An 11,573-nucleotide genomic window follows, 5' to 3' on the forward strand; every position below is an offset into this window, starting at 1 on the left:
TCCGCGCGAGGCATAGTGGAAAACCACGATGGCGAAAATTGGTGGACCAAATACGATTTGGTCTAACCAATTTGAGGCGCCATGACGTTGCAACCGCTGTCCAAGCCCGACGTCCCAACCGGCCGGCCCGCGCCGGACCGCGGCTATGTGCGGCTGGCCGCCCAGATCCACGCGCTTGTGGCGCAGGGCGAATTTGCCGTCGGCCAGCGCCTGCCGGCCGAGCGCGCGCTGGCCGAGCGCTTCGACGTCAGCCGCACGTCCGTGCGCGAAGCCATCATCGCGCTGGAACTGCAGGGCGTGGTCGAGGTGCGCGGCGGTTCGGGCATCTATGTCTGCGAACCGGTCGCCGTCAGCCCGCCGGCGATGCAGGAACCGGGCGCCGGCCCGTTCGAACTGCTGCGCGCGCGCTGCCTGATCGAGTCCGAGATCGCCGCGCTGGCGGCGACCACCCGCAGCGATGCGGACCTGGACCGCATCTTCGAGGCGCTGACCGCCATGCGCGACCAGATGACGGACAAGGCTGCAAATGCCGAAGCCGACCGGCGCTTTCACCTGTGCATAGCGCAGTCCACGGGCAACAGCGTGCTGCTGGCCACGGTGACGTCGATGTGGGAGCAGGCTCAGGGCCCGATCTGGGAAAAGATCGAGCAGCATTTCCACACGCAGGCCTTGCGCCAGGCGTCGCAGGCGGATCACCAGCGCATCTTCGGCGCGCTGGTGGCGCGCGACGCGCCGGGCGCGCGGCAGGCCATGCGCGATCACCTTGAGCGGGTGATCGGCGAATTCGCACAGGGGTGGCGCTGATGCTGAACTGCATGATCCACGGGGCGCAGGACCTGCGCCTGGACCAGTTGGACCCCCTGCCTCTGGGGCCGTCGCAGGTGCGCGTCGGCATCAAGGCCGTCGGCATCTGCGGGTCGGACCTGCATTATTTCCGGCACGGCAGGGTGGGGGATTTCGTCATCCGCGAGCCGCTGACGCCCGGCCACGAGGCGTCCGGCCAGGTGCTGGAGGTGGGCGCGGACGTCACGTCAGTCAAGCCCGGCGATCGCGTCGCGCTGGATCCGGCGCGCACCTGCGGCGTGTGCCGCTATTGCCGACAGGGCGATTCCAATCACTGCGAATCCGTGCATTTCTTCGGCAGCGCCAGCCGCTATCCGCACATGCAGGGCGCGATGCGCGAAGAGGTCGTCGTGCAGGAACGGCAGTGCGTGCCGGTGCCCGATACCCTGTCTTTCGAGCTGGCCGCCTTCGGCGAGCCGCTGGCTGTCGCCCTGCATGCGGTGCGCAGCGCGGGGCCGATGCTGGGCAAGATCGCCATGGTGGTCGGCGCCGGCCCCATCGGCGCGCTGATCGTGATGGCCGCGCGCCTGGCGGGCGCCAGCCGCGTCATCGCGGTGGACATCGTGGACCAGACGCTGGCGGCCTGCGCCCGCGTGGGCGCGACGCGCACCATCAACGCCGCCACGGATCCGGGCGCGCTGGACGAACTGGCCGCGGGCAAGGGCTCGGTGGACGTCTGCTTCGAGGCCTCAGGCAGCTACGCGGGATTGGCGAGCTGCCTGCGCGCCGCGCGTCCGCGCGGCGTGGTCGTCACCGTCGGCACGCTCGGCGGCAGCAGCGAACATTGCCCGTTCAACCAGATCATGGTGAAGAGCCTGTCGTGCATCGGCAGCTTCCGCTTCGTGGACGAATACGCCATGGCCGTCGATTGCCTGAGCCGGGGCCTGCTGGACGTGTCGCCGCTGCTGACGGCGGCGGTGCCGGTGGCGCGCGTGCATGACGCCTTTGCGCTGGCGGGCGACCGCCAGCAGGCGATGAAAGTGATGGTGACGTTCTGACCCGCGGGCCGCCGCGCGCGGCCTTCCTTTCCCTGTAGCCGGAAGTCCAAGATGAAGATTACGAATGCACGCGTGATTGTCTGTTCTCCGGGCCGCAACTTCGTGACCCTGAAGATCGAAACCGACCAGGGGCTGACCGGCATCGGCGACGCCACGCTGAACGGGCGCGAACTGGCGGTGGCCGCCTACCTGACCGAACATGTGATTCCCTGCCTGATCGGGCGGGATGCGCATCAGATCGAGGACATCTGGCAGTACCTGTACAAGGGCGCCTACTGGCGGCGCGGGCCCGTCACCATGACCGCCATCGGGGGCGTGGACACGGCGCTGTGGGACCTGAAGGCCAAGGCCGCGGGGCTGCCGCTCTATCAGCTTCTGGGCGGCAAGAGCCGCAGCGGCGTGATGGTGTATGGCCACGCCAACGGATCGGACATCGAGCACACCGTGGACGAGGTGCTGCGCTACGCCGACATGGGCTATCGCGCCATCCGCGCGCAAAGCGGCGTGCCGGGGCTGGAAAAGGTGTACGGCGTGGGGCGCGGCAGCCTGTTCTACGAACCGGCCGACGCCGACCTGCCCAGCGAGCACGACTGGTCCACCGAAAAATACCTGCGCCATGCGCCCCTGCTGTTTGAGCGTATCCGCGAGAAGCTGGGCTTCGAGCATCACCTGCTGCATGACGTGCATCATCGGCTGACGCCCATCGAGGCCGGCCGGCTGGGCAAGTCGCTGGAACCCTACAGCCTGTTCTGGATGGAGGACGCCACCCCGGCCGAGAACCAGGAGGCGTTCCGCCTGATCCGGCAGCACACCACCACGCCGCTCGCGGTGGGCGAGATCTTCAACACCATCTGGGACTGCAAGGACCTGGTGCAGAACCAGCTCATCGACTACATCCGCACCACGGTAGTCCACGCCGGCGGCATCACGCACCTGCGCCGCATCGCCGACCTGGCCTCTCTTTATCAGGTGCGCACCGGCTGCCACGGCGCCACCGACCTGTCGCCGGTCTGCATGGGCGCGGCGCTGCACTTCGACCTGTGGGTGCCGAACTTCGGCATCCAGGAGTACATGCGCCATACCGAGGAAACGGACGCCGTGTTCCCCCATGCCTATACCTTCGAGCAGGGCATGCTGTATCCGGGCGACGCGCCCGGCCACGGCGTCGATATCGATGAAGCCCTGGCCGCCCGGTATCCGTACCAGCGTGCCTACCTGCCGGTGAACCGCCTGCAGCACGACGGCACGCTATGGAACTGGTAGCGGGCCGCCTGCATGCGGCCGGCCTGCCGGCGCTGCCGGCGGAGGTGGGGCGTCCCGGGTATGACCGGTCCGCGCTCAGGCCGGGCATCGTGCATCTGGGCCTGGGCGCCTTCGCGCGGGCCCACCTGGCGGCGGTGAACGACGCCGCGTTGCGCGCGGGCGCCGATACGGGCTGGGGCATCTGCGGCGTGTCCTTGCGCCAGCCGGACACGCGCGATGCGCTCGCGCCGCAGGACGGCCTGTATGCGCTGTCGCTTCGCAGCGCCGATGAGCATGGCCGGCCGCGCCAGCAGTTGGGCGTGGTCGGCTGCCTGCTGGAAATCCTGGTGGCGCCCGAGGACCCGCAGGCCGTGCTGGCGCGCATCGCCAGCCCGGACACGCGCATCGTGAGCGTCACGGTCACCGAAAAGGGCTATTGCCACGACCCGGCGAGCGGGCGGCTGAACCTTGCCCATCCCGACATCGTCCATGACCTTGCGCAGCCGCAAGCGCCGCGCAGCGCCATCGGCTTTCTGGTCCGGGGCCTGCAGCGGCGGCGGTCGGCGGGGCTGGGGCCCGTGACCCTGATGTCGCTGGACAATCTTCCCGCCAACGGCCGGCTGCTGCGCGGCATGGTGCTGGCGTTCGCGGCCCGTGCAGACGTGGGTCTGGCGGACTGGATCGCCGATGGCTGCGCGTTTCCGTGTTCGATGGTGGACCGCATCGTGCCGCGCACGACCGATGCGGACCGGCAGGAAATCGCTGAAGCGCTGGGCGTGCGCGATGCCTGGCCGGTGTTGGCCGAGCCCTACCTGGAATGGGTGATCGAGGACCGCTATGCGGCGGGACGCCCGGACTGGACGGCGGGCGGGGCGCGCTTCGTGGCCGATGCCGCGCCGTTCGAAACGCTGAAGCTGCGCATGGTCAACGGCGCGCATTCGGCCCTGGCCTACCTGGCGGTGATGGCGGGCTGGTCCACGGTGGACGAGGCCCTCGCGCAACCCGGCGTTGCGCGCTACCTGCGTGAACTGATGCGCACGGAAATCGAGCCCACCCTGCCGGCGCTGCCGGGGCTGGATCTGGCGCAGTACCGGGAGGGCCTGCTGCGGCGTTTCGCCAATCCGGCGCTCAGGCACCAGACCCGGCAGATTGCGATGGACGGCTCGCAGAAGCTGCCGCAGCGCCTGCTGGATACGGCGCGTGCGCGCCTGGCGACGGGCCTGCCCATGCCGGGGCTGGCCCTGGCGGTGGCCGGCTGGCTGCATTACCTGCGCGGCGCGGACCAGGCCGGACGCCGCTACGACATCCAGGATCCGATGGCCGAGGCGCTGGCCGAGCGACACGCGCAGGCCGAACAGGCGGCGCGGCAGGCGGGCGAAGGGCCGTCGGCAATGCTGGCGTGGACGGGCGCGCTGACGGGCCTGGCGGCCGTGTTCGGCGACCTGGGCCGGGACGCGCGCTTCGTGCGGGCGGTGGCGCAGGCCGCGCAGTCGCTGCGCAGCCTGGGCGTGGCGGGGGCGCTGGACGCGCTGTACCCGCCGCCGCGCTGAATCAGGCCGGTTTCTTAACCACGATGGTCGCGGTGTCGCTGGTGAAGGAGCCGTCTTCGCGCACTTCGAAGTGCGCGCGGACCACGTCCGGCGCAATGCCGAACATGTGGCGCAGCGCGGCCACCAGGGTGTCGGGGGTGCGCATGCGCGTGACCCAGGACTGGAATTCCAGCGGCAGGCGGCGAGGGGCCAGTTCCTGCAGGGTAAAGCCCGCCTCGGTCAGCATGCGGGTCCATTCGGCGACGGAGTAGTCGCGCACGTGCGAGGTGTCGCGCAATACTTCGATGGTTTGCAGCCAGGTGTCCAGCAGCGGTTCCCCGGGCGACACCACGTCGGCGAACACGGCCGTGCCGCCGGGCTTGAGCACGCGGAAGGCTTCGCGCAGGCCGCGTCCGGCATCCTGCCAGTGATGCGTGGAATAGCGCGACATCACCAGGTCGAACTCGCCGTCGCCGAACGGCAGGTATTCGGCCTTGCCCTGACAGGTGGCCAGGTTGGCCAGCCCGCGCTTGGCGGCTTCGCCCGCGACCACGTCCAGCATCTGCTGCGACAGGTCATAGGCGGTGACTTGCGCGACCAGCGGCGCGACGTGAAAGCTCACGTGGCCGCCGCCACAGCCCAGGTCCAGCACCCGGGCGCCGGCGTGGCGGCCGGCGATGCCGGCCATCTGCAGCAGGTCCTCGCCCTGGGCATGGACCGCGCTGGTCAGGTAGGCGGCGGCGCGGGGGCTGAACTGGCGGTCGACGGCGTCGTTGTGCGTGCTGGAAGTCATGGGAGTCCTTTTGTTTTGGGGGCGACGGATAAAGGCCGGGGTGCAGGCGCTAAGATAGGCGGGCCCGTATACACGTACAAGCCCATTGCTTATCCTGGTATGAATACTTCCCCCCAGGCCGGCGCCGCCGGCCACGAAGGCTCCCACCTGCGCCGGCAGGCGCTGGGCGAATTCGTGCGCAGCGCGCGCTCGCGCATCACGCCCCAGATGGCAGGCCTGCCGGAAGGCTCGCGCCGCCGCACGCCCGGACTGCGGCGCGAAGAGGTGGCCCAGCTGTGCGGGATCAGCGTCACCTGGTACACCTGGATCGAGCAGGGCCGTGAGGTGTCGGTGTCGCCGTCCGTGTGGTCGCGCATCGCCGGCGTGCTGCAGCTGGCGCGCGCGGAACGCGCCTATCTGTTCGACCTGGCCGACTGCGCCGATCCCCAACATGCCCGCGACGACGCGGGCGGGGCGCCAGGCCCGCTGCAGGAATGCGTGAACGCGATCAACGCGCCGGCCTATGTGCTGGACCGCGCCTGGAACGTGCTGGCCTGCAACGAGCCGCTGCGCGACCTGTTCGACGACTGGCCCCAGCGCGACCCCGAGCCCAACCTGCTGCGCTACATCTTCCTGGATCCCGCCGCCCGCGAACTGGTGGTGGACTGGGACCAGCGCGCCCGCCGCGTGGTGGCGGAATTTCGCGCCGACGCCGGCGCGCACCTGGACGAGCCGGCGGTGCTGGCGTTGCTGGACAGCCTGAGCCGGCAGAGCGTGGTCTTTTCCCACTGGTGGACGCGCCATGCGGTGGTGGAGCGCGAAGGCGGCCTGCGGGAGTTCCAGCATCCGCGCCGCGGCAAGCTCGCCTATCAGCAGATCACTTTCCGGCTGGCGACGCATCCGGACCTGAAGCTGGTGATGCTGCTGAGCGGGAACGGCGACTGACGCGTGGTCGCTGCCAGCGGTGTCAGATGCCTATGCCGAGTCCGCGCCACCCTGCCCGGTGTCTGACACCGGCGTGAGACGGTCTCGGGCTTGCAGCGGCGTCGCCCGGGTGTCAGACACCTACGCCGTGTCTTCCGCGCCGAACAGACTGTCCTGCATGCCGGCCTCGACCAGGCCCTGCAGCAACTTCTTCACCGGCGCGGGCAGCGCCATGGCGCCCAGCTTGTCGGCGGGCACCCAGCGCTGCGGCAGCGCGGATTCGCGCAGCCCGACCGCCCGCACGGGCACGAGCCACGGACGGATGTGCAGCCGATAGTGCGTGAAGGTATGGGCGAAGGCGGCCAGCTCGAAGCGCTGTTCCGGCTCCAGGCCCAGCGCGCGCGATGCGCTGTCGGGATCGCCCGCGGCGTCGAATTCAGGCAGGCTCCAGAGGCCGCCCCAGATGCCGGGCTCGGGCCGCTGCTGCAGCAGGAACGCGCCCTGGTGCCGCAGCACCAGCATACAGGTCTCGCGTTCCGGGATGGCCTTGCGCGCCTTGGGGGTGGGCAGCTCGGCCTGGCGGCCCTCGCGCCGGGCCACGCAGGTGTCCGTCACCGGGCATCTGTCGCAGGCCGGCTTGCCGCGCGTGCACAGCGTGGCGCCCAGGTCCATCAGCCCTTGCGTGTAGGCGGCCATGTCCAGGCCGGGCGCGGCATCGACCTGCGCGTGCGCCAGCGCCCACAGGCGCTGCTCGACTTCGCGCCTGGCTGGATCGCCGGCGATGCCGAAGTGGCGCGTGAACACGCGCTTGACGTTGCCGTCCAGGATGGGGGAACGCTCGCCATTGGCGAATGCCGCGATGGCCGCGGCGGTGGACCGGCCGATGCCGGGCAGGGTGGCGATGGCTTCGGCCGTGGGCGGGAAGCTGCCGTTCCAGTCGCGCACGATTTCCTGCGCGCAGCGGTGCAGGTTGCGGGCGCGGGCGTAGTAGCCCAGGCCCGCCCAATACGGCATGACGTCTTCCTGCGAGGCGGCGGCCAGCGCCGCGACGTCCGGAAAACGCTGCAGGAAGCGCTCGTAATAGGGAATGACGGTGGCCACCTGCGTTTGCTGCAGCATGATCTCGGATAGCCAGATCCGGTAGGGATCCCGGGTGTTTTGCCAGGGGAGGTCGTGGCGGCCGTGCTGGCGCTGCCAGGCGACGATGCGAGGGGCGAAGTCCATGCGGGCAATTATCGCATCGCCCTATTGCCGGGGTGAGGGACAGCGGTTACAACCGAAAGGACTAGAAGCGCGACGCCGCCAGGCCGACGCGCCGGAACTTCACTTTCACGGCCCTCGTTGGCCCGCGTGCGCTCCATGGGGCCAACGCGCGAAGCTGGTGGGGGCATCAGGATCTTGGAGTAGACATGAATGCCCCCCTTACGCCCGCTGTTCGCGCGGCGCTTGAATCCGTCCACCTCGACGACAAGTACACCCTGGAATCCGGCCGGGCCTGGATGAGCGGCATCCATGCCCTGGTGCGGCTGCCCATGATGCAGCGGATGCGCGATGCGCGGGCCGGCCTGAACACCGCGGGGTTCGTGTCGGGCTACCGGGGGTCTCCGCTGGGCGGCGTCGACCAGAACATGTGGAAGGCGGCCAGCCACCTGAAGGCCCACCACATCGAATTCCAGCCGGGCATCAACGAAGACCTGGCCGCCACCGCGGTGTGGGGTTCGCAGCAGGTCAACCTGTTTCCGGGCGCCCGGTACGACGGCGTCTTCGGCATGTGGTACGGCAAGGGCCCCGGCGTGGACCGCTGCGGCGACGTCTTCAAGCACGCCAACGCCGCGGGCACTTCGCGCCATGGCGGCGTGCTGGTGGTGGCGGGGGACGATCACCCGGCCAAATCCTCGACCCTGCCGCACCAGAGCGACCACATCCTGAAGGCCTGCATGATTCCGGTGCTGTTTCCGTCCAGCGTCCAGGAGGTGCTGGACTACGGCCTGCACGGCTGGGCGATGAGCCGCTACGCGGGCGTGTGGGTCGGCATGAAGTGCATCACCGATATCGTCGAAGTCTCGGCGTCGGTGGACGTGGACCCGCAGCGCGTGCGGATCCTGCTGCCCGAGGACTTCCAGCTTCCGGCCGACGGCCTGAACATCCGGCTGCCCGACACGCCGCTGCAGCAGGAGGCGCGTCTCCTGGACTACAAGCTGTACGCGGCGCTGGCCTACGCTCGCGCCAATGGCCTGAACCGCGAGCTGTGGCGCGTGCCGCAGCGCGATGCCCGCTTCGGCATCATGACGTCGGGCAAGGCCTATCTCGATACACGCCAGGCGCTGGCTGACCTGGGCCTGTCCGAGGACGTGTGCAAACGCATCGGCCTGCGCCTGTTCAAGGTCGGGATGGTGTGGCCGCTGGAGTCCACCGGCATGCAGCAGTTCGCGGAAGGGCTGGACGAGATCCTGGTGGTCGAGGAAAAGCGCCAGGTGCTGGAATACCAGCTCAAGGAAGAACTGTTCAGCTGGATCGGCAGCGGCAAGAAGATTCCGCGCGTGGTGGGCAAGTTCGACGACAAGGACGGCGGCGAGTGGTCGGTGCCGCAGGGCAACTGGCTGCTGCCGGCCCATTACGAGTTTTCGCCCGCCATGGTCGCCAAGGCGATCGCGGCCCGCCTGATGCGCTTTGAGCTGCCCGCCGATGTGCGCGCGGGCATCGAGGCGCGGCTGGAATTCATCCGCGAGCGCGAACAGGCGCTGGCGCGTCCGCGCGTGGTCGAAGAGCGCAAGCCGTGGTTCTGTTCGGGCTGTCCGCACAACACGTCGACGCGGCTGCCGGAAGGCTCGCGCGGCATGGCGGGCATCGGCTGCCATTACATGGTCAGATGGATGGACCGCAGCACGGATGTCTACACGCAGATGGGCGGCGAAGGCGTGCCGTGGCTGGGCCAGGCGCCGTTCACCGACGAAAGGCACGTTTTCGCGAACCTGGGCGACGGCACCTATTTCCATTCGGGATTGCTGGCGATACGCGCGGCGGTGGCCGCCAAGGCGCCCATCACGTACAAGATCCTGTTCAACGACGCGGTCGCGATGACGGGCGGACAGCCGGTGGACGGACCCATCAGCGTGCCGATGATCACGCGGCAGGTGGCGGCCGAAGGCATCGAGAAGATCGTCATCGTGACGGACGATCCCGCCAAGTACCTGGACGCGGGCGAGCTGGCGCCGGGGGTGCCCGTGCGCCACCGGGACGAACTTGACGCGGTGATGCGTGAATTGCGCGAACACCGGGGCGTGTCGGTGCTGGTCTACGACCAGACCTGCGCCACCGAGAAGCGCCGCCGCCGCAAGCGCGGCGCCTATCCGGACCCGGCGCGCCGCGTGGTCATCAACGAGCGGGTGTGCGAGGGCTGCGGTGACTGTTCCCAGGCATCGAACTGCCTGTCCATCGAGCCGCTCGAGACCGAGTTCGGGCGCAAGCGCAAGATCAATCAATCCAGCTGCAACAAGGATTTTTCCTGTCTGAAGGGCTTTTGCCCCAGCCTGGTGACGGTGGAGGGCGGCAAGCTGAAAAAGCCGGCCGCGCTGGCGCAGGAGGACGGCGCGCCCGACGAGGACGTGCCGCTGCCCCGCGCGCATGCGCTGGACCAGCCTTACGGGGTGTTCATCGCGGGCGTGGGCGGCACGGGCGTGGTGACCATCGGGCAGCTGCTGGGCATGGCGGCGCACCTTGAGGGCAAGGGCTGTTCGGTGCTGGACATGGCGGGCCTGGCGCAAAAGGGCGGCGCGGTGTATTCGCACGTGGTGCTGGCGGACGCGCCCGATCACCTGCTGAATACGCGGGTGGCGATGGGCGAGGCCGATCTGCTGCTGGCTGGCGACCTGGTTGTGGCGACGAGCGCGGACTCGATGGCCAGGGTCAGTCCGGGACGCACGCGTGTGCTGCTCAACAGCGATGCCGCGCCGACCGCGGCGTTCGTGTCCAATCCCGGCTGGACGTTGCCGGCGGCGAGCCTGACGGGCGGGCTGCAGGAGGCCTGCGGGAAGGACCGCCTGGACGCCGTGGATGCCGCGGCGATGGCCGTGGTGCTGCTGGGCGACGCCATCTATTCGAATCCGCTGATGATGGGCTACGCATGGCAGAAGGGCTGGATTCCGCTGTCGCGCGAGGCGCTGCTGCGCGCGATCGAGCTCAACGGACAGCAGGTTGCCGCCAACCTTGCGGCCTTTGCGTGGGGGCGGCGCGCGGCGCACGATGCGGCGGGCGTGGCCCGGCTGATGGCCAACGGCGGCGTGCCGCCGGCCAAGCCGGAGGACATCATCGAGATCAAGCGGCCGCGGGCGGCCAGTCCGGTGGTGGAACTGAAGAAGCCGGCGGGCGAGCTGGCGCAGGTGGTGGCGGTGCGCAAGGCTTTCCTGACGCAATACCAGAACGCGGCGTACGCGAAACAGTACACGGACCTGGTGGACAAGGTGGCGCGGGCGGAGCGCGAGGCCACGGGAACCGACCGGCTGGCGCTGGCGGTGGCGCGCTATGGCTTCAAGCTGATGGCGTACAAGGACGAGTACGAGGTGGCGCGCCTGTATTCCGATGGCGAGTTCGTCAGGCGGGTGGGCGAGCAGTTCGAAGGGGACTGGAAGCTGCGCTTTCACCTGGCGCCGCCGGTGTTTGCGCGGCGGGACAAGGACGGGCATCTGGTCAAGCGCAGCTATGGGCAGGGGATGCTGCGGGTGTTCCGGGTGCTGGCGCGGCTGCGTTTCCTGCGCGGGTCACGGCTGGATCCGTTCGGCTATACGAAGGAACGGCGGGCGGAGCGCGAACTGATCCGGGATTACCGGGAGACGATGACGGCGATCTTGTCGAAGCTGAACCGGGGGAATCTGGATCGGGCGGTGGCGTTGGCGAGCGTGCCCGAGGAGATTCGGGGGTACGGACATGTGAAGGAGGCTTCGATGGCGCGGGCTGAGGCTGTGCGGGAGGAGTTGTTGAAGGAGTTCAGTGCGAGGGTGGTTGCGATCAAGGTTCGGGCGGCTTGATCGTAATTGGTTGCTGGTTGCTGGTTGCTGGTTGCTGGTTGCTGGTTGCTGGTTGCTGATGGCTGGTTGCTGGCGTGGGTCTGAGTTCTTTTGACGCACGGCGCGTCGGCGGGCTGGGGTGCGTGGGGCGACGATTGCGGTCCGGAGCGTTCGCTCCGGACTGCCCCTTCGTCATCGTCGTTGGCGCCTGCGGCGCCTGCCTTCCGATTCCCTCGGGCGCATCGAACGCCCCGCGCACCCC

At 69.2% G+C, this 11,573-nt stretch carries 9 protein-coding genes; 6 read left to right on the forward strand and 3 right to left on the reverse strand.

Features of this window, described 5'->3' with window-relative positions; all coding sequences use genetic code 11:
- Positions 1–81: 81 nt before the first annotated feature.
- The 4 genes from ABE485_RS27770 to ABE485_RS27785 are packed head-to-tail and all read left to right on the forward strand — an operon-like array spanning position 82 to position 4,633.
- Complete coding sequence (locus tag ABE485_RS27770) at positions 82–804, forward strand: FadR/GntR family transcriptional regulator (RefSeq protein WP_346518478.1); 723 nt, start codon at positions 82–84, stop codon at positions 802–804.
- Entirely contained in the window at positions 804–1,841 is a 1,038-nt protein-coding gene (locus ABE485_RS27775) for an L-idonate 5-dehydrogenase (protein ID WP_346518479.1), read from the forward strand. The genes ABE485_RS27770 and ABE485_RS27775 overlap by 1 nt, the downstream gene beginning before the upstream one ends.
- Positions 1,842–1,892: 51 nt before the next feature.
- The gene (gene manD / locus ABE485_RS27780) at positions 1,893–3,104 is read left to right on the forward strand and encodes a D-mannonate dehydratase ManD (protein ID WP_346518480.1); all 1,212 of its coding nucleotides are present in this window, start codon (positions 1,893–1,895) and stop codon (positions 3,102–3,104) included.
- Positions 3,092–4,633, forward strand: coding sequence for a mannitol dehydrogenase family protein (locus tag ABE485_RS27785; protein ID WP_346518481.1), 1,542 nt, complete (start codon positions 3,092–3,094; stop codon positions 4,631–4,633). The genes manD and ABE485_RS27785 overlap by 13 nt, the downstream gene beginning before the upstream one ends.
- A 1-nt stretch (position 4,634) precedes the next feature.
- Here the strand turns inward: ABE485_RS27785 and ABE485_RS27790 are convergent, their stop codons facing one another.
- Positions 4,635–5,405, reverse strand: a complete 771-nt coding sequence (locus ABE485_RS27790) for a class I SAM-dependent methyltransferase (RefSeq protein WP_346518482.1) — start codon at positions 5,403–5,405, stop codon at positions 4,635–4,637.
- A gap of 99 nt (positions 5,406–5,504) precedes the next feature.
- On the opposite strand from ABE485_RS27790, the gene ABE485_RS27795 reads away from it, so the two are divergent.
- A complete protein-coding gene (locus tag ABE485_RS27795; protein WP_346518483.1) occupies positions 5,505–6,329 on the forward strand; it encodes a helix-turn-helix transcriptional regulator in 825 nt (274 codons plus the stop codon).
- A 120-nt stretch (positions 6,330–6,449) separates the two neighbouring features.
- Here ABE485_RS27795 and mutY read toward each other — a convergent pair whose 3' ends face one another.
- Positions 6,450–7,532 carry an A/G-specific adenine glycosylase gene (gene mutY / locus ABE485_RS27800; protein WP_346518484.1) on the reverse strand — a complete coding sequence of 361 codons (1,083 nt, stop codon included), beginning with the start codon at positions 7,530–7,532 and terminating at the stop codon, positions 6,450–6,452.
- 185 nt (positions 7,533–7,717) lie between these two features.
- On the opposite strand from mutY, the gene ABE485_RS27805 reads away from it, so the two are divergent.
- On the forward strand, positions 7,718–11,332 hold the full coding sequence (locus ABE485_RS27805) for an indolepyruvate ferredoxin oxidoreductase family protein (RefSeq protein WP_346518485.1): 3,615 nt from the start codon (positions 7,718–7,720) through the stop codon (positions 11,330–11,332).
- Here ABE485_RS27805 and ABE485_RS27810 read toward each other — a convergent pair.
- Positions 11,313–11,573 (reverse strand): hypothetical protein (locus ABE485_RS27810; protein WP_430795473.1); only part of this gene is annotated, 261 nt, incomplete at its 5' end. The genes ABE485_RS27805 and ABE485_RS27810 overlap by 20 nt on opposite strands.

Source organism: Achromobacter spanius (assembly GCF_039673305.1).
GTDB lineage: Bacteria > Pseudomonadota > Gammaproteobacteria > Burkholderiales > Burkholderiaceae_B > Achromobacter > Achromobacter spanius_F.